Annotated in this window: 15 protein-coding genes; 11 read left to right on the forward strand and 4 right to left on the reverse strand. The window is 34.2% G+C overall.

The features are described from left to right. The first annotated feature begins 152 nt into the window (after positions 1 to 152). The 4 genes from Q1A60_RS14540 to Q1A60_RS14555 all read left to right on the forward strand — a co-directional run bounded on the left by Q1A60_RS14540 (position 153) and on the right by Q1A60_RS14555 (position 4,690). Positions 153 to 401 (forward strand): hypothetical protein, encoded by a 249-nt coding sequence (locus Q1A60_RS14540; protein ID WP_299762543.1) that lies wholly within the window; start codon positions 153 to 155, stop codon positions 399 to 401. Between the two features lie 414 nt (positions 402 to 815). After that, positions 816 to 1,376, forward strand: a complete 561-nt coding sequence (locus Q1A60_RS14545) for a sigma-70 family RNA polymerase sigma factor (RefSeq protein ID WP_299762540.1) — start codon at positions 816 to 818, stop codon at positions 1,374 to 1,376. Between the two features lie 86 nt (positions 1,377 to 1,462). Next, a complete protein-coding gene (locus tag Q1A60_RS14550; RefSeq protein ID WP_299762538.1) occupies positions 1,463 to 3,577 on the forward strand; it encodes a tetratricopeptide repeat protein in 2,115 nt (704 codons plus the stop codon). A 273-nt stretch (positions 3,578 to 3,850) separates the two neighbouring features. Then, positions 3,851 to 4,690, forward strand: coding sequence for a TauD/TfdA family dioxygenase (locus Q1A60_RS14555; RefSeq protein ID WP_299762535.1), 840 nt, complete (start codon positions 3,851 to 3,853; stop codon positions 4,688 to 4,690). Between the two features lie 10 nt (positions 4,691 to 4,700). On the opposite strand, the gene Q1A60_RS14560 is transcribed toward Q1A60_RS14555, so the two are convergent. The 3 genes from Q1A60_RS14560 to Q1A60_RS14570 all read right to left on the reverse strand — a co-directional run bounded on the left by Q1A60_RS14560 (position 4,701) and on the right by Q1A60_RS14570 (position 7,291). After that, the gene (locus Q1A60_RS14560) at positions 4,701 to 6,095 is read right to left on the reverse strand and encodes a sigma-54 dependent transcriptional regulator (protein WP_299762532.1); all 1,395 of its coding nucleotides are present in this window, start codon (positions 6,093 to 6,095) and stop codon (positions 4,701 to 4,703) included. A 207-nt stretch (positions 6,096 to 6,302) separates the two neighbouring features. Beyond that, entirely contained in the window at positions 6,303 to 6,791 is a 489-nt protein-coding gene (locus Q1A60_RS14565) for a LytTR family transcriptional regulator DNA-binding domain-containing protein (protein WP_299762529.1), read from the reverse strand. Between the two features lie 65 nt (positions 6,792 to 6,856). After that, a complete protein-coding gene (locus tag Q1A60_RS14570; RefSeq protein WP_299762526.1) occupies positions 6,857 to 7,291 on the reverse strand; it encodes a sigma factor-like helix-turn-helix DNA-binding protein in 435 nt (144 codons plus the stop codon). Between the two features lie 442 nt (positions 7,292 to 7,733). Here Q1A60_RS14570 and Q1A60_RS14575 point away from each other — a divergent pair, with 442 nt between their 5' ends. The 5 genes from Q1A60_RS14575 to Q1A60_RS14595 are packed head-to-tail and all read left to right on the forward strand — an operon-like array spanning position 7,734 to position 15,505. Next, positions 7,734 to 10,073, forward strand: a complete 2,340-nt coding sequence (locus Q1A60_RS14575; protein WP_299762523.1) for a PSD1 and planctomycete cytochrome C domain-containing protein — start codon at positions 7,734 to 7,736, stop codon at positions 10,071 to 10,073. 4 nt (positions 10,074 to 10,077) lie between these two features. Beyond that, positions 10,078 to 11,535 carry a DUF1501 domain-containing protein gene (locus tag Q1A60_RS14580; RefSeq protein ID WP_299762520.1) on the forward strand — a complete coding sequence of 486 codons (1,458 nt, stop codon included), beginning with the start codon at positions 10,078 to 10,080 and terminating at the stop codon, positions 11,533 to 11,535. A gap of 6 nt (positions 11,536 to 11,541) precedes the next feature. After that, positions 11,542 to 12,585 carry a 6-bladed beta-propeller gene (locus tag Q1A60_RS14585; RefSeq protein ID WP_299762517.1) on the forward strand — a complete coding sequence of 348 codons (1,044 nt, stop codon included), beginning with the start codon at positions 11,542 to 11,544 and terminating at the stop codon, positions 12,583 to 12,585. After that, on the forward strand, positions 12,582 to 13,379 hold the full coding sequence (locus Q1A60_RS14590) for a chitobiase/beta-hexosaminidase C-terminal domain-containing protein (protein ID WP_299762514.1): 798 nt from the start codon (positions 12,582 to 12,584) through the stop codon (positions 13,377 to 13,379). Before Q1A60_RS14585 ends, Q1A60_RS14590 begins: the two co-directional genes overlap by 4 nt. After that, positions 13,376 to 15,505, forward strand: a complete 2,130-nt coding sequence (locus Q1A60_RS14595) for an FN3 associated domain-containing protein (protein WP_299762511.1) — start codon at positions 13,376 to 13,378, stop codon at positions 15,503 to 15,505. Before Q1A60_RS14590 ends, Q1A60_RS14595 begins: the two co-directional genes overlap by 4 nt. 57 nt (positions 15,506 to 15,562) lie before the next feature. On the opposite strand, the gene dinD is transcribed toward Q1A60_RS14595, so the two are convergent. After that, positions 15,563 to 16,402, reverse strand: a complete 840-nt coding sequence (gene dinD / locus Q1A60_RS14600) for a DNA damage-inducible protein D (protein WP_299762508.1) — start codon at positions 16,400 to 16,402, stop codon at positions 15,563 to 15,565. Positions 16,403 to 16,669: 267 nt separating this feature from the next. Here dinD and Q1A60_RS14605 point away from each other — a divergent pair, with 267 nt between their 5' ends. Both Q1A60_RS14605 and Q1A60_RS14610 read left to right on the forward strand, forming a co-directional pair. Continuing rightward, a complete protein-coding gene (locus Q1A60_RS14605; RefSeq protein ID WP_299762505.1) occupies positions 16,670 to 17,092 on the forward strand; it encodes an ABA4-like family protein in 423 nt (140 codons plus the stop codon). Next, positions 17,089 to 17,889: a hypothetical protein gene (locus Q1A60_RS14610; protein ID WP_299762502.1), complete on the forward strand. Its 801-nt coding sequence runs from the start codon at positions 17,089 to 17,091 to the stop codon at positions 17,887 to 17,889. The genes Q1A60_RS14605 and Q1A60_RS14610 overlap by 4 nt, the downstream gene beginning before the upstream one ends. Positions 17,890 to 17,913 lie beyond the last annotated feature (24 nt).

The following is a 17,913-nucleotide window of genomic DNA, read 5'->3' on the forward strand; positions in this document are numbered from 1 at the left end:
CGATTTATTTGTTGAGGAAAATAAAAAAACTTGAAATCATAATTAGGAATATCTTGTTTAAGAAATAGCAATGATCAAAATATCAATGAATCTTCTATGGTTAATTATAGAATAGGTTTATTCTTTATCTAACAAGAAATATTTTACGCGAAATGAAAGAATTACCCCAAAATCTTAATTCTATTGAGCTCACAAAAATCATTAGATCTCTTATGCAGTTTATAGTCATAGACGGTAGAAAATTTATTGATGAAAAGAAGAAAAAAGAATATATTAAAAGTTATATATATACCTTTTCAAAATCAATAAATGGAATGAATGATTTCGTAAATATGAAAATGATTCATGACCAAATAGAAAAAGATATTATGTCAGGAGATTTTGACAATACAATCAAGTGATTTTAAAAATAAACTACCTCTGAGTAAGAACGAGACATTTATACGAAACTGAATTTTAATTTCTAAGCAAGCCTCTTGGTATTAAACCCTTTAGCGATACCAATAAAATAATACTTCTTTATACGTTTTCAACGTATTGAAATTTATATTTCTCATTCCGCTTATAATGCATTATTAGTCCTTTATACTAGCTCTTAACTAGTTATTAGCCATACTATGATTTCTCATCGTGAACCTTTTTTGTACGATATATTGTTTTCGCTTACACAATATATTGTGTTTTTAAAAAAAATTATTAACGTCTTTATATTTTAAATTACTCTTTATCAGTGTTTTAAAATTAAAAATAGATTTGGCACATATTTAGAATGATAGGCAATTAACTATTAACCCTACTTAAAAATCTATTATAAGATGACTACACAATCACTCGATCCTAATAAGTGGATTAATTCATATGCTGACTTTTTATTTAACTACACGATTACAAGAGTACGAGATGAAGAGACCGCAAAAGATCTTATTCAAGAAACGTTTTTATCTGCACTAAAGGCAGCTCCCAATTTTAGAGGGGAGGCTACAGAAAAAACATGGTTAACTTCTATCTTAAAACGAAAAATTATAGATTATTACAGAAAAATCAATAATCCTAAACATAAGGCTATTGTTCGTTTTCACAATACACAGAGAGAAAGTTCAAATAGCAGTAATTGGCTAGAAGAACGTTATGAAGATCGCACAAATATCTCTGGAGATGTAAAACTTGAAGCTCAAGAGTTTGAAACTTTAGTTTTTGAAAACATTGCTAAACTTCCAAAAAAACAAAACAAAGCACTCACTATGAAAACAATTCAGAAAATGAGTACAGAAGATATTTGTAATGAGCTAGATATTACAGTAGATAATTTTTGGGTAACCATACATAGAGCTCGAAAAAGATTGATGTTAGAAATAAATAAAGAATGGCATCACTAAATGCTTAATATAAAATAACGAGTACATCTATACCCAAGTTTAGTATCTTTAATCATCACATATAGTCTGTTTATAGCTTCTTAGAAATGATATTTACTTCAAAAACATTAGTACGTATACTACTTATTATCTTCTTTTATGGCTATACATACGGGCAAGTTTCTGAAAAAAATAATACCGAATTAGATAGCTTGCATCGACTTATAAAACAAGTAGATACTAAAGAAAAAATAGACCCTTTTCTTGAATTAAGTCTATATTATAGTAAGATTGACACCGAAAACCTGGATAGTATACGTTACTATGCAAATCAGGCATTAGTACTTTCAAAACAATACGAAGATACTGAAGAAAAGAAAGTAGAAGCCTATATTTCATTATGTTATGCTGATATCTATGCAGGAAATTTTGAAAAAGCAACTCCATATGCACAAGAAGCATTAGCATTATCTAAAAAATTAGATTATGGGGATGGTTTATTGTTTTCAAATAAAGCATTGGGACGATTACTGATAGATCAGGAGAATTACACAGAAGGATTATATTATTACAATAAAGCTTATGAGGTAGCTAATAAATATGGTGCCTCTAAAGATAAGATTATAGATGTAGCTATTGATTTGAGTACGGAGTATTTACTTTTGGAGTATACACAAGAAGCTTCTAATTTATTAGTAGATGCTACAAAACTATTGGACGACCCATCTGTTTCTTTAGAGAGCAAAGGGATTTTTTATACAAATTTGGCTTTCATAAATCAGGATAATAAAAATTATGAAAAAGCGATTGAATACTATAATCTTTCTATAGATTATTATAAACAAGATAATAATTTGACTTTTCAGATGGCTCCTATGTCCAATATGGCAAACATATATCAGGATATTCAAGAATATAGAAAAGCCATAGATATCCATGAACAAACGCTAGAATTAGCTAATACTATAAATAATAGTAGCAATGGTTCTGCCCTTCATGGAATTGGAATATGTTATCTGCATTTAGAAGAATATGACAAAGCAAAAAAATATTTTTTAAAGTCTGAGAGATTTCATGATTCGATAAACTATACATTTAGAGAAGCTGGTTCTGCAGAATTGATAGGAAGAGTAAATCTAAAGCAAAATAAAAAGAAAGAAGCTAGAACGTATTTTGAAAAAGCATCAGAACTATTCTTGGAGAGCATAGCGTTTAATAAAAATAATAATATTCGAAAAGATGAGATCAGTATTGCTTACTTAAGCCTTTCCGAAATTGATTCTATATATAAAAACCCTGAAAGAAGTCTTCAATATTACAAACAGCATGTTATTTACAAAGACAGCGTAGAAAACGAAAGAAAAATAAAAATTGCTGAGCGTATAGAGTTTGCAAAAGAGACAGAAAAAAAGAATCAAGAAATAATTGTCTTAGAAAATCAAAATAAAATTCAGCAAGTAAATGCAGAGAAACAACGATACTTAGAAATTGGTTTAATGATTTTTTTAGTACTTGTTATGTTACTTTTAGGAGTTGTTTCTAATAGATACCGTCTTAAACAAAAAGCACTAAAAATTATTGAAGAAAAAAATGAAGAAAATCAATTACTCATGCGTGAAATCCATCATCGTGTTAAAAATAATCTTCAAATTATCTCAAGCCTTTTAGGTACTCAAATTGATAAGCACATCACGAATAATGAATTAAAAGCAATACTTCAAGAGAGTCAGAATAAAATAAAGTCAATGGCCATTATTCATCAAAATCTTTATAAAGGAAATCAGTTTGCAAAAGTTTCTGTTTCTTCATACATAAGAGAGCTCATTGACCATATTCAAAAAAGCTTCGAAAAAGACAATACAAAGATTCAGTTTGATTTGGATATTGATCCTAAACAAATTCAAATAGGATTAGCAGTCCCTCTGGGGTTAATTTTAAATGAATTAATAACAAATTGCTACAAATATGCGTTTTCAGATAAAAATGCCATAAACAACTCTATTAAAATTGTTTTTAATCAAATTGATGATTCTTCTAAATACCGCCTTATCATTAAAGATAATGGGAAGGGACTCCCTCAAGATTTTGACCTTAATAACCTTTCGTCTTTTGGAATGCAATTGGTACAAGGATTGGTAGAGCAATTACACGGTGAAATTCAAATCAATCAAGAACAAGGCACAACATTTACAATGCATATGGAAGAACCTACAACTACATAATTAAAACACTGCTTCTTTCTATTTAAAAAAACACCTTGTTTCAAAGTTTCCCCTCAATACAAAAACACAATAAATTGTAACTTCTATTAAATATTGGATAATCATTCTTAGTGATTTGGTATTAATCAAAAACATTTTTGATGTAACAATCTAACAGTCAGTTTGTTGAAATAAAATTAATTACTAATACATACACGGTATATCTATTGCATTTATAAAAACATCTACTCATAAAGTAGAACAAAAAAATGCTATACAACTTAACTAATTGGAATGATGGATTTAGGATTAAGAAAAATTACTCAAAACCTCGGAATAAAAAAGCTCATACGAAAGAATATTACTGATTTACAAAATTTAAAAACTTCATTTGGCGTACAAATCAATAATAAATTAGACCTAACGGGCATTAGTGATCAAGAAATTATTAGGCTTCAATCTTTATTAAAACATAAAGGAATGATCGTCATTCCTTCACATCGTATACTAAGTGAAGAAGAACACTTAAAAATTACAACCCTTTTCGGGGTACCTCATGAAAAAGTAAGTTATATAGCACCTCATGTAAAGATGTCAGGACAATTCAATACAACCAACGACACCTATCTTTCAAGTTCTTTATGGCATAGTGATTACTCTCATTCAAAAAATCCAGCACATATAAGTATCTTCCAGATGACAGATACTATTGATCAAGAATGGGAAACTTCTTTTATTAGTTTGCACCAAATTTATGCAAAGCTTAATGAAGATGTAAAAAGAAGATGGGATGGAATAAAGGTAATGTATTCAGGGAACGATGCGATACATCCTTTATTATGGGTACATCCCTTTACAGGAAACCCTAGTATTTACTTTGATTTCAGATTTGCAAAAGAAGTATTTGACATTTGTACAAATACAGGGGAGATTTTATTTAAAAATATAAATGAGACCGTATCACATTTGAACGATTTATTTTCAAAAAAGATATCTGTTTATACACATAGATGGTGTTCTGGAGATATTGTTATAATAGATAATTATGCGATCTCCCGCAAAGAATCTTTAAAACCTGACTATTCTCAAAACGCATCAATAAGGCGCACAATGACAAAAGGAGTCTATTTTTAATACTGTCGTATTATGTATATTCATTTTCCTTTTTAATATCTAATTTTTTAATTCTGAAGTCAAGTGTACTTGGATGTAATTTAAGAATTTCAGCGGCACCTCCTTTTCCTCTAACCTTTCCTTTACAATACTTTAATGTCTGGATAATCTGCTCACGCTCTACATCTTGAAGTGATTTTAATTCAAATTCTTTCTGTAGATTATCTGGCCCTTTAGCATCGTTATTATCTAGAGAATTGAATAATATGTCGTCTTCGGCAAGTAAAATACCTCTCTCTATAAAGTGCTGTAATTCTCTAACATTACCAGGCCATTCATGCTGCATTATGCCCCTAAGAGTTTCTTTATCTAATTCTGGACATGGCCTATTAATCTCTTTAGAGAAACGATTCATAAAGTAGTTTGCCAGAAGTTCGATATCTTTACCACGCTCTCTTAACGGAGGTACAGATATTGGGAATATACTAAGTCTAAAAAATAGATCTGCTCGGAAGGTTCCTTTCTCTACCTCTTCTTCCAGGTTTCTATTTGTTGCTGCTATAATGCGTACATCTATTTTCTTAGATATAATTCCACCTACCGTTTCAATTTCTTTTTCTTGAATACAGCGCAGTAACTTTGATTGACTATTTAAAGGAAGTTCGCCTATTTCATCTAAAAATAAAGTACCTCCATTGGCTTGTTCAAATTTTCCTATTCTTTTCTCAGTTGCCCCTGTAAAACTTCCTTTTTCATGCCCAAATAAAACAGATTCAATCAAATCACTTGGCAGTGCTGCACAATTAACTTTAACTAAAGATTTCTTTTTTCTAGGTGAACTTTTATGAAGAGCCTCCATAATAAGTTCTTTTCCAGTCCCTGTCTCTCCTTGGATAAGTACTGTTATATCTGTAAATGCAACTTGTTGAACTTGTTTTAATGTTTTAGCAATAGCATCACTTTCCCCTATAATATCTGGGATATAAACGGTGCTAATTCCTGAGTTATTAGCAGTTGCTTTACCCTCAGAAGTCTTAGTGGGTAAAGGTGTATTATCTGTATCTATTTTTCGAAACCCTAAATCTAAAGCAACTCTAATATCTCGCTCATCAAAAGGTTTTAGAATATATCCCAATGGATTTGTTCGGGTCATTTCGCTTAAGGTACCCGAATCAGAATATGAAGTAACATAGATAAAAGGAAGCCCAAATTCTTCTCTTATTTTTACAGCAAGCTCAGTACCTCTTAAATCTCCTATAATATGAATATCCAATAACACTAGATCTGGAGGCTCATTGGCTATTTTTTTCATAGCCTCATCTGCAGATTTTGCCATCCCCATAACAGCATGCCCTAGACCAGATACAATTCTTCTTAAATCTTGAGCGATGATAAACTCATCTTCTACAATAAGAATTTTCCCCATTTTAAATTGTTTTGCGCATTCATGTATACTAACAAAAATACAATGTCATTCACTAATCCTATTGCTTATTATAATATAATTACCAATTAAACAAGCGTGAAACAATTTAAACATTTTGTTAAACAAAACAATCTTTTTTAGTGAAAAAATTAATTAAAAATGCAACTTTCATAGCATCACATTCATTTTTGTTTAACTTTTGAAGGATTAGCTATTTAACCAATTCTTAAATGCTAGCGATTTATTTTTTCCTACAAATATTGGATTCTCTGAAGCAGGAAAAGTTTCTATTTTTAATCCTTGCCCCATTTTAACAATCTTTTTAATTGCTGAAACTCCTAAAATTACTTGTCTATTTACTCTAAAGAAATAATGATGATCTAACTCAGCAAAAAGAGTATCTAAACTATTATTTGACACACTCTTCTGTCCATTCATATTCACTACATAGGTGATAGAGTTTTCCTTATAGATATAAGCGATTTCAGAAACATATACAATAAGAAGTTCATTGCGGAAATAGGTAAGAATACGATCTTTATAAGTACTCTTATCTACTACTATTTCTGTAGTATCTTCTTCAGTACTTTCCATGTCTACTATTTCTGTTAACGACTCTTCTGTATATAAATAAGTAACAGTCGTTTCTTTAGGTTTAAAAGTAAAACTTGGTATTTGATAATTAATTGATAACATAATAAATAAGTATGAATGGGTGGGTTAATAAATGAATATGTTGCTTAAATTTTGTTTGGAAGATTTTAGGCGAGGTCTAAACTTTCTATAAGTTCTTTTCTAGCATTCTGTATAAGTTTCCAGAATACAGCTTCATTAATGTCTAAATCTGTGCAAATGGATGATGTCCTCTTATCTTCAAAAGTTTTATAAACAAATGCATTTCTCTGTATTGCCGGCATACGGTTTAAACACTCTTGTAGTATAGAATCATTCTGATTTTGGGTATCTTCTGGAAAAGAATTAATCATATTTGATGTTCCTAAAGGATAAGATGCCCCTACAGGATTACCAATGTGTAAATGAGTATTAGTAACATTTGATCTCTCTGATTTTCTTTTCAGAAATTGTAGTCTTAGGTTTTTAAATATTATTTTAAGGATTAGCTTGTACCCTTTTTTAGCGTTCTCAATAATAGATTTTAGTTGTAAAAACGCTGTTACTTCTATTTGTATATACATTTTTTTAAGGTTTATAATTGTACTTTCTGTTCAGATATAGAATTTTACAATTACCTTATAACCTAAATTTATGCCGTAAAAGAAATATATTTTAAATAATTGACAAACAGTATTTTATGCTTTATGTTTCATAAAATTAATTAATAAAAAAACACAGAATATGGTAGGCACACAATATTTAAAGGTTAAACAAGACATTACATTGCGTCCTAAATAGCGTATCCTGCAGTTAGAAATAAGGTTCGTTATACGCTTTCGCGAAAGCATATACAACACGATCAAAATAATACATACACACGCTTCAATAAATCATCTCAACAATATAAAAAGACCTATAAATAAGTAATAGATTTAGTATCTTGTTGGAGAATTATTTAATTATAAATTTCAGAGTTATCATTCTATTAATCCTACTGTAAATAGCAATAAAACGCTCACTACTTTGAAGAAGAAAAAACAGCATACATCATTTACATGGTTATTGTACTTTGTCATTCCTTTTGCGGTAGTATTGGGATATAAATATATCTCAAAAGAGACACCACAAGACTACACAGCCATAGATGCTAGTAATCCTGAATTAGCAAGTAAAACCAAAGTACTTCCAGAAACCATCGATTATATTTTTGATGTAAAACCCATTCTCTCTGATAGATGTTATTTATGCCACGGTCCTGATGATGGCACACGAGAAGCTAACTTGCGTCTAGACACTAAAGAAGGAGCATTTGCAGCCATAGGTCCAAACCAAGACAGATTTGCCATTGTACCGAACGATACTCTTACCAGCCAACTCGTCTCTAGAATACATGCTGTGGGAACAGAAAAGTTGATGCCACCTGAAGATTCAAACCTGAGTCTGACTGACTATGAGAAACAAGTGCTGACCAAATGGATTGACCAAGGTGCTGTTTGGAAAGACCATTGGGCATTTGTAGCTCCCCAAAAAAAAGAAACACCACAGATTACCAATACAAGTCTTGCCGCCAATGAAATTGACAACTTCATTATTAAAAAACTGGAACAACAAGGATTATCACCTTCTGAAAGAGCCAGCAAAGAAAAACTCATACGCCGTGTCTATTTTGATCTTACAGGACTCCCACCAAGCGTTTCTGAAATAGACGCCTTTGTGAATAACAGCAACCCTAACGCATACGAAAGTATTGTCGATAGTTTACTAAACTCTACACAATATGGCGAGCATATGACCACAAGTTGGTTAGACATTGCTCGCTATTCAGACACGCACGGATATCAAGATGACTTGGAACGTGTGATGTGGCCATGGCGCGATTGGGTGATTAACGCTTTTAATAAAAATCTCCCTTATGACGATTTTGTAACCTGGCAATTAGCCGGAGATTTACTCCCTGATGCTAGCTTAGAACAAATTATAGCCACAGGTTTTAATAGAAATCATAAGATTACACAAGAAGGGGGTGTGATAGATGAAGAATACCGTGTAGAGTATGTATTAGATAGAACCAATACGGTTTCCAAATCTTTATTAGGACTCACCATGGAATGTGCACAATGCCATGACCATAAATACGATCCTATTTCTCAAAAAGAATACTTTAGTTTTTACAGTTTCTTTAATAAGGTGAATGAAAAGGGACGTATCGATTATGGAGAAATTCCTGAACCTAATCTCAAAATCACACAACAACAAACCAAAGAATTACTTTCATTTATTAATATGCCAGATTCTATACCAGAAGTACAGCTTATGGTCATGAAAGATGATGCACCTACCCGAAAAACATACATTTTAAAAAGAGGCGCTTATGATGCCTATGGAGATGAAGTACAAGCTAACACCCCAAAAGCCGTACTTGCTTTTGATGACTTTGAAAATAACAGACTCGGACTCTCTAAATGGCTTTTTGATGAAAAGAATACACTAACGGCTCGCGTAGCTGTCAATAGATTATGGCAACAAATTTTTGGAACAGGGATCGTTGCTTCTAGTTCTGATTTTGGAAACCAAGGTGCCTTACCGTCCCACCCAGAACTATTAGACTGGCTCGCTATCACTTTTAGAGAAGAAGGTTGGGATATCAAAAAAATGATCAAACGTATGGTCTTATCTAATACCTACCAACAAACCTCTAAAACAAGTCCAGAACTCTTAGAAGCAGACCCCTATAATGTATTACTCGCCAGGAGTACACGCCAAAAACTAACCGCCGAGATGATTAGAGATAATGCGCTTGCCGTAAGCGGACTCCTTGTCGAAAAGATAGGCGGCCCAAGTGTAAAACCATATCAACCCAAAGGACTTTGGGCAGAAACCACTTCAGGACAAGGGCTCACCGAATATATCATGGACACCGGAGAAAATGTATACAGAAGAAGCTTATATACCTTCTGGAAACGAACGGTGCCACCACCATCTATGATGACCTTTGATGCGGCCACACGAGATTATTGTACCGTAGAACGTCAAAAAACCAGTACCCCATTACAAGCCCTTGTGATGCTTAATGACCCTCAGCTTATTGAAGCGGCAAATGTATTAGCCACTCAAATGCTACAAGATAACAGCCTAACAGACCAAGATCGCATACATACGATCTTTAAAAAAATTACCTCGCGCGCTCCTGATGAAACAGAAGTACAGAACTTACTCGCATTTCTACAGGAATCTGAAGCAAATTATGATGAAACTAAAAATGTAACAGCGACCGATATGGCTGTTGACAAAGAAAAACTATATGCCTTTAGTGCAGTCACAAGTTTGATTTTTAATCTAGATGAAGCTATTGTAAAAGGATAATCACATGGAAGAAATCTCAAAACATTTTCTCAACAATAACCGAAGACATTTCCTAAAGAAATTGAGTTTGGGTATTGGCGGTCTCGCAGCTGCTTCCATGCTAGATCCCTTTTCATCTTTAATAGAAGCGCCAGATTCTCCGTTGAAAGGAATGAATCTACCGCATTTTGCACCTAAAGCAAAACGCGTTATCTATCTATTTCAAAGTGGAGGTCCTTCCCAATTAGAGTTGTTTGATTACAAGCCACTACTTGATACAATGAGAGGTCAGGATTTACCAGATTCTGTACGAAAAGGACAACGACTCACAGGAATGACTTCTGGACAAGATAGCTTTCCGCTGGTGGGTAGTACTTTTAAATTCAATCAATACGGAGAGTCCCGAGCTTGGGTAAGTGATCTCATGCCTTATACCGCAAAAATTGTAGATGAGTTATGCTTTGTAAAATCCATGCATACCGAAGCGATTAATCATGATCCTGCCATTACCTTCTTCCAAACCGGATCACAACAAGCAGGAAGACCCAGTATAGGTTCTTGGATGAGTTATGGATTAGGAAGTCTGAATGATAATCTTCCCACATTTACAGTCCTTTTATCTCGTGGGACAGGAAGACCGCTTGCACAACCTTTATATTCGCGACTGTGGGGAAATGGGTTTTTGAGTTCGCTACACCAAGGTGTTCAATTTAGATCTGGAAAAGATCCTGTATTGTACCTAAAAGATCCTGAAGGCATGAGTAGGTCTGAGCGACGAAAAATGCTCGATCATATCGCTGAGCTAAATGAAAAACAAGAAAAAGAATTTGGCGATCCAGAAATCAATAGTCGCATTGCTCAATATGAGATGGCATACAGAATGCAAACCTCTGTTCCTGATACAATGGATATAGAAGGAGAACCTGACCATATTATTAAAATGTATGGTGCTGATGCAACAATCCCAGGGACGTATGCAGCTAATTGTTTATTGGCTAGACGTCTTGTAGAGAAAGATGTACGCTTTGTACAACTCTATCATATGGGTTGGGATCAGCATGAGAATTTACCCACACAAATAGAAAAACAAGCCAAAGACATTGATCAGGCAACCGCAGCTTTGATTCTAGATTTAAAACAACGCGGACTCCTTGAAGATACGCTTGTAGTTTGGGGTGGTGAATTTGGACGTACCAACTACAGTCAAGGAACGCTCACCGAAACCAATTATGGACGAGACCATCACCCAAAATGCTTTACCATGTTTATGGCTGGTGGTGGTGTAAAACCAGGATTCACCTATGGAGAAACCGATGATTTTGGATACAACATCGTAAAAGACCCTGTACATGTGCATGATTTACAAGCTACCATGATGCATTTAATGGGCGTCGATCATACCAAATTCACCTATAAGCACCAAGGAAGAAGATTCAGACTTACTGATGTTTCTGGGCATGTAGTTCACGATCTTATTAGTTAATTCCATATGAGTCGTAGAAAATTTTTAAAACAATCTTCATACCTCACCATGGGGTTTCTGACGTATCCCGCTTTCGCGAAAGCGTTCTCAGTATCATCCTCCAAAGATGTGATTATAGGTCATAACTCACATCAATATAAAGTAAATCTCAACTGGGGAAACCTCAACGCATCCCAAACCCCTGTAAATGATTGCCATGAAATGGTACAGGACTCCAAAGGACGGATTGTATTATTAACCAATCATACTAAGAACAATGTCATTATTTATGACAAATCAGGAAAATTAATCGAAACATGGGGCACTGAATATCCTGGAGCTCACGGACTCACCCTCGTTAAAGAAAATGGCACTGACTTTCTATTAATCACCGATTATGAACGCCATCAAATTATCAAAACCACCATCGATGGTAAGGTGGTTTTTAAAATAGATGCACCTTTAGAAACGGGAAAGTATACTAAAAAAGAAGATTTTAAACCTACCGAAACGACCGTTACCGAAAATGGAGATATCTACGTAGCTGATGGCTATGGAAAACAATATATCACGCACTATAATCACAAAGGAGAATTACTAAATATATTCGGAGGTCATGGTACTAACGATGGTCAATTTCTAAATGCACATGGCATTTGCTATGATCATAGAGACTTAGATAATCCGTCGTTATTGATTACCGCTAGAGAATTAAATCAGTTGAAACGATTTAGTTTAAAAGGAGATTTTATAGAAACCATTCGGGTGCCTGGCGCCTTGATTTGTCGTCCTGTGATTCATAAAAAAGATATTTATTTTGCCGTCTTACGATCTAAAAATGCCGTACACGATGACTCTGGGTTTATCTTGATTATGAACGAAAAAAATGAAGTCGTTTCTTGTCCTGGTGCAACGGCGCCTTTATATCGCAATAATGAACTGGGTGAATTGTATCAAACCATCCGATTGTTTCAACATCCACATGATGTATGTATCGATGATGATGAAAATATGTATGTCGCTCAATGGAATTCTGGACAAACGTATCCTATTAAACTGACAAGAGTATGAGACTAGGTATACTAATCATACTCTTTATAAGCATCCTAAGTTGTGCTAAAAAAACAGAACCTGTTGATAGTATTTTTGTACAACAACAGGAAATCAGCATTGCACAACCTCGCGTAACGGCTACGAGCACGATTATAGATTCCACTGTAAAAATAACGGCTGCATTAGCACTAGAAGATGTTGCGATCTATTACACAACAGATGGTGCAGTTCCTACTGAAAACAACACAAAATATACCGTTCCTATTACGGTTCAAAAAGAAGGCAAGTATGCCTTTAAAGCATTTCATCCCGATTGGAAACCAAGTGAAACTACAACCTTAAAATTGTATAAAAAGGGGATTACTCCTCGTAAAATGGATTGGCAAACTACTGCGCACACTACCTATCCTGGTGTTGGGCCAATGACGGTACTGAATCAAAAGAAAGCCTCTTTAAACTTCAAAGATCAACAATGGATGGGTTATGATTCGTTAGCTTTCGCGAAAGCGTACTTTGACAAAAAACCTTTTATAAAAAGTATGACCATCGGATATCTCATCGATACCAAATCATGGATTTTTCCTCCAGAAAAAGTAGTGGTACTTCTTAATGAAAAAGATACCCTACAGATTGATATTCCAAAAACCACCGAAGGAGAAACACCTAGACTCGATGATGTATATATTCCTATTAATAAAGAAATAGAACGTGTTTCAATACGCGTATATAACACCTCAAAATTACCCGAATGGCATCCTGGAAAAGGCCTAAAAGCATGGTTATTTATGGATGAATGGATTTTTAACGAATGAAGGAAAGCAGTCAAGCATATAAAAGTATATTTCTAATCATCCTGACAGTGTTTGGCGTGATGACCTTGTATACGTTAAACACAGAAGAAGCCCCTCGATTTATACTCTTCTTTGGTCGATTTCACCCATTGCTTTTGCATTTACCTATTGGCGCCTTGGTGGTTACTTTTTTTATAGATATAACCAGTCGTTTTCAAAAAAAGTATCCAACGTCCATCATTAGAAATTTATTAGGATTTACAGCCGTTTTTGCGATAATCACGTGCTTTTTTGGTTATTTTCTTTCATTAGAAGGCGGCTATCAAGAAGAGACTTTAGACCTTCATTTTTATACTGGTATTGCAACGACATTATTAACGAGTGGTTTGTTTTTAATCAGTAATACATCAAAGCCAAAGACACAAAAATGGTTCTTACCGCTATTTATAGCAACGCTTATCCTCATCAGTATCGCTGGGCATTATGGAAGTGTTTTGACACATGGAGATAATTTCCTAACAGAATATGCACGTGTTCCCGAAAAAGAAAAAACGATAGAAGTAGTAGATAGTTTACGAATGTATGACCATGTTGTTGCAAAGATTCTGGATGACACCTGTATTCAATGTCATAATGCAAGCAAGCAAAAAGGCGAACTTTCCTTATTGACCAAAGAATCCATTTTAAAAGGTGGTGTGAGTGGTGCCAATGTCATTGAAGGAAATGCTTCTCAGAGTTTATTATACACACGTTTGTTACTTCCTATTTCTAATGAAGAACATATGCCACCAGAAGGGAAAGCACAATTAACCAAGGATGAGATTTGGCTACTACAACATTGGATTGACCAAGGACTCGATTTTGAAGGGTATGCGACGCGTGGTATGGAGAATGATACCCTACGTAAAAAGCTAAAAAAGTATCTTGTTTTTAATGAAGTTATCATTCCAATAGCACCTGTAGATGCTATTGAAGAAGTAAAGGAAGCTGGCTTTAGGGTTTTGGAATTGGTTCCTGGCAAAGGAGCCCTTAATGTGAAGCTCTTGAACTCCAGTCCTACAAAAGAAGCGATAGAAACGCTTTCTTTATTAGAAGAACAGATCGTAGAACTAGATTTAAATACGTCTGAAATTACAGATGAAATGACAGCAGTATTTAAAGATTTTAAAAACCTGAAATCCCTACGTTTAGATAACACCAACATTACAGATGCCGCTATCAAAAACATTAAAAAACTAGCGCATCTAGAGGTATTAAATATCTATAATACAGCGATCTCTAATGACGGACTTACCGAATTAGTAAACACCATACAACCCAAACAGGTCTATGCATGGCAAACCCAAGTAGATAAAGAAACTGCCGATAGACTAGCCCAGCAATTTGATATCCGTATTCAAAGTACAATTGCAGCTAATTTTGTAGAAGACAGTCAGCTGGAACCTCCATTAATTAGTCCTATAAAGACATTATTTAATGACACTATTCATATTGCGCTTGAGAGTCGTTTAAAAGATGTAGCGCTACGATATACACTAGATGGAACAACACCCGATACCACAGCAACGGTCTACACAGAAAAAATCATACTCGATCAATCGAAAACCCTTAAAGTTGCAGCTTTCAAAAAGGGATGGGACCCTAGTGATGTATTGGTGCGTGAGTATGCAAAAATCAAACATATCATCACTGATTTTACGATCAAAACAAAACCAAGCGAACAATATCCTGATGCCAAAAAGTTATTTGACTTAAAAGAGGGAAGCTTAGATTTTAAAGATGGGAATTGGACAGGATACTTAGGTACAGATCTCAATACGACGATAGACTTAGGAACTATTACTCCCATACAACATGTGTCATTTCGTTGTATGGAAAGCGTAGGCAGTTGGATTTTCTATCCTTCTAGTTTTACCTTGTATACGTCCACTACTAAAAAGGGTCCTTTTAAAGAAGTAGCTTCTACAAAAGTTACCAGAGAAGGGGAAGGTGGGGATACCGAAACAAAAAAGATGACCCTTGAACTTCCAAATACAGAAGCTCGCTACGTAAAAGTGGTCATCAAAAATTATGGAACATTACCCGAATGGCATCCGGGTGCTGGAAATCCCGCATGGCTTTTTGTGGACGAGGTTTATTTTTGGTAAACGTATATTTATCTAAAATTTACTAACTTATAAAATAAATAATACTCTTGGTGCACTTTAATTCAATCTTTCTGGATTTTTCCCAAGCCTTTTCGGTTCCGAGCTTACTCTTCTTTCAAGTTTTTTGATGTCTTCTTCAGGAGGTAACTCTTCTGGTTTAATACCTCGTTTTAGAAGTATATTTCTAACCCCACGATTATTAGTTATATGTTCAGCTGAAATTTGCCGCTCTGTAGAGAGCCCTTTCTCTTTTGTGTTAAAAACAGTTATCTCTGTGGCAAAGTCTTTTGCTTTTATGGTTATGGTAGGTAAAAAATCGGCAAGTGCACGTCCTTTTGGAACACCCATTTTCTCCTTCATTTGTTGAGTAGTTTTCCCAAACAATGCATGATCTCCTTTACTTCTTATTATTCCAAAATTTCTATCATTACCTGTTTGTTCATATATAAGTTCTGAGAGTTCTTTTTCAGAGAGTGTTAATTTCTGTCTTGCTTGCAATCTTTTCCAATCTTTTATCCTTTTCTCTATCTCTTCAAATTTACGCGTTTGTATTGCAAAATAATTTTGAGCAAAAGCTATTTGTTCTTTTCTAGAATCACCATTTTGAGCTATCAAGTAACAAGCGTATCTTGTTAGCATAATGTCTTCAATCTCTCTTTCACTTCCAGAACCTAATTTAACCATTTTGTTGACATCAACAAAATGGTCTAAAATTTCGTTCCCTGTTACTTCACAAGAGGTTTTTGCTTTAATAATAACTTTTTGAAAATTCCTCCATTCTGAATAACCAAGTAAGTGTTGTATATCCCTAGCAAACCAAAACTCAATCCCATTCTCAGTAGTTTGAGAGTGATCTTCAAAATTGTTTGATAATGATCTTATTATTTCTGATTTCATATTGTTAATATACAAACTTCATATTAATTAAACATGGCATTTTAAACACAATATTACATCTGTATTTTTCTATGATTAAGTAATTACAATTCAAAAGTCATTTACGACAGTTGAACAAAATCACTTTTCTATTTCTATATAATAATCACATATTTGACCTATCAACAAAAAATCCCGCTATAAAAGCGGGGTTAGTTCAACTTACAATCTTGAGTACGTCTTGCAGACTCCTCAACATTGAGTTTCACTAATTAAAAACGAACAACCATGACACCCACCGAAGTTTTCTCTATTGCAGGAATGATCACCATGCCCATGTGGATATTAATGATCGTAGTACCAAAATGGAAAGTCACTCGCTTCTTAATCGATTTTAAAGTCATTCCGTTAGCCTTATCAGCTATCTATGCGGTATATATTTTTAAAGCGATGCAGATAGGGGGGGCGCCAGATTTTGGGAGTCTAGCTTCCGTTATGGCATTATTTACCGAAGAACATGCAGTACTCGCAGGTTGGGTACATTATCTCGCTTTCGATCTTGTCGTAGGGATGTGGATGCTGGATCAAAATAAAAAACTACAAATTCATCAAGTACTCATGGCTCCGTGTCTTTTCGGGACATTTATGTTAGGTCCCATAGGCTTTCTTGCCTTTATGATCATAAGAGCTATTAAATCAAAGAAATCATGAATGCAATCAAAAATCTAATCAACACCGTAAGAACCTCAAGCCCTATTTTATATGGGATTGTCATACTACACTTACTCATGACTGTAGGATGTATCATTGGTCTCATGGTAGATGACAGAACATTACTAGGAATTAATGTCTGGATCAAACCTCTAAAGTTTACCATCTCTGGAGCGATTTATATTTTTACGTTTGGGTATCTCATTACACTATATCCTTTCTCTACAAGGAAAAAGAATATCATTAATAATATCACTTCATGGACATTACTGTTAGAAATTGGCATTATTGTATATCAAGCAGCACGCGGTGTACAGTCTCATTATAACATATCTTCTGCTTTTGATGGGATGCTCTTTGCAGCCATGGGAATCTTAATAGGAATCAATGTTTTAATTATGGTCTTCTTTATTATTGAGACCCTACGATTACGATTAAAAACCCCTAGATCCGTACAATGGGCCATTCTGATGGGATGGATTATTATCGTGGTAGGAAGTTGGATTGGTGGGCAAATGATTAGTCAGATGGCACATAATGTTGGGGTAGCCGATGGAGGTGAAGGAATCCCTATATTAAACTGGAGTACGGTAGCTGGAGACTTGAGAGTCGCTCATTTTTTGGGATTGCATAGCATACAAATAATACCGTTATTCGCAGTAGGGTTATACAAAAAATGGAATACTTCGACTAGAAATCAAGTACTAGGAGTTATTATATTTGGACTCTTATTTGCTTCTTTTATTGGGTTTACATTCTATCAAGCAAAACAAGGAATGCCATTTATTAAACTATAACGAGTATACCTCATTTTAAAATAA

Source organism: uncultured Dokdonia sp., from assembly GCF_947492535.1.
Classification (GTDB): Bacteria; Bacteroidota; Bacteroidia; order Flavobacteriales; family Flavobacteriaceae; genus Dokdonia.

Excerpts from the sequence above, each read along its gene's own strand:
- Q1A60_RS14555 (WP_299762535.1), top strand. The coding sequence starts at position 3,851 with ATGATGGATTTAGGATTAAGAAAAATTACTCAAAACCTCGGAATAAAA.
- dinD (WP_299762508.1), bottom strand. The coding sequence starts at position 16,402 with ATGAAATCAGAAATAATAAGATCATTATCAAACAATTTTGAAGATCAC.
- Q1A60_RS14550 (WP_299762538.1), top strand. The coding sequence starts at position 1,463 with ATGATATTTACTTCAAAAACATTAGTACGTATACTACTTATTATCTTC.
- Q1A60_RS14570 (WP_299762526.1), bottom strand. The coding sequence starts at position 7,291 with ATGTATATACAAATAGAAGTAACAGCGTTTTTACAACTAAAATCTATT.
- Q1A60_RS14610 (WP_299762502.1), top strand. The coding sequence starts at position 17,089 with ATGAATGCAATCAAAAATCTAATCAACACCGTAAGAACCTCAAGCCCT.
- Q1A60_RS14605 (WP_299762505.1), top strand. The coding sequence starts at position 16,670 with ATGACACCCACCGAAGTTTTCTCTATTGCAGGAATGATCACCATGCCC.
- Q1A60_RS14595 (WP_299762511.1), top strand. The coding sequence starts at position 13,376 with ATGAAGGAAAGCAGTCAAGCATATAAAAGTATATTTCTAATCATCCTG.
- Q1A60_RS14560 (WP_299762532.1), bottom strand. The coding sequence starts at position 6,095 with ATGGGGAAAATTCTTATTGTAGAAGATGAGTTTATCATCGCTCAAGAT.
- Q1A60_RS14540 (WP_299762543.1), top strand. The coding sequence starts at position 153 with ATGAAAGAATTACCCCAAAATCTTAATTCTATTGAGCTCACAAAAATC.
- Q1A60_RS14545 (WP_299762540.1), top strand. The coding sequence starts at position 816 with ATGACTACACAATCACTCGATCCTAATAAGTGGATTAATTCATATGCT.
- Q1A60_RS14590 (WP_299762514.1), top strand. The coding sequence starts at position 12,582 with ATGAGACTAGGTATACTAATCATACTCTTTATAAGCATCCTAAGTTGT.
- Q1A60_RS14585 (WP_299762517.1), top strand. The coding sequence starts at position 11,542 with ATGAGTCGTAGAAAATTTTTAAAACAATCTTCATACCTCACCATGGGG.
- Q1A60_RS14580 (WP_299762520.1), top strand. The coding sequence starts at position 10,078 with ATGGAAGAAATCTCAAAACATTTTCTCAACAATAACCGAAGACATTTC.
- Q1A60_RS14565 (WP_299762529.1), bottom strand. The coding sequence starts at position 6,791 with ATGTTATCAATTAATTATCAAATACCAAGTTTTACTTTTAAACCTAAA.